General features: G+C 74.7%; 1 pseudogene. It reads right to left on the bottom strand.

The features are described 5' to 3' along the window. Positions 1-54 precede the first annotated feature (54 nt). A pseudogene (locus tag ACQG3P_RS24505) lies at positions 55-233 on the bottom strand (sugar phosphate isomerase/epimerase); the annotation flags it as partial.

The following is a 233-nucleotide window of genomic DNA, read 5'->3' as shown; positions in this document are numbered from 1 at the left end:
AGACAGAACCACGGCCATTGTCAGGGGCGTTTGCAAGCGGGGCTCCGTGGCTGGCTAGCGCAGTGCGCTGGCGGGCAGGCGGGCGGGGCGGGGGCGGCGCAGGTCGTCGGCGCCGGGCTTGATGACGGTGGCCGGATCGCGCGGCTGGTCGTGATCAACGAGGTACCACAGCACCCCGGCAGCGGCGGCGGCAGGCAGGAGCGCGATCCCGTCCAGCACGCCCTGGCCGCCGG

The organism is Stenotrophomonas sp. SrG (genome assembly GCF_050031795.1).
Taxonomy (GTDB): domain Bacteria; phylum Pseudomonadota; class Gammaproteobacteria; order Xanthomonadales; family Xanthomonadaceae; genus Stenotrophomonas; species Stenotrophomonas rhizophila_A.
This window is presented reverse-complemented; position numbering and strand designations above follow the sequence as displayed.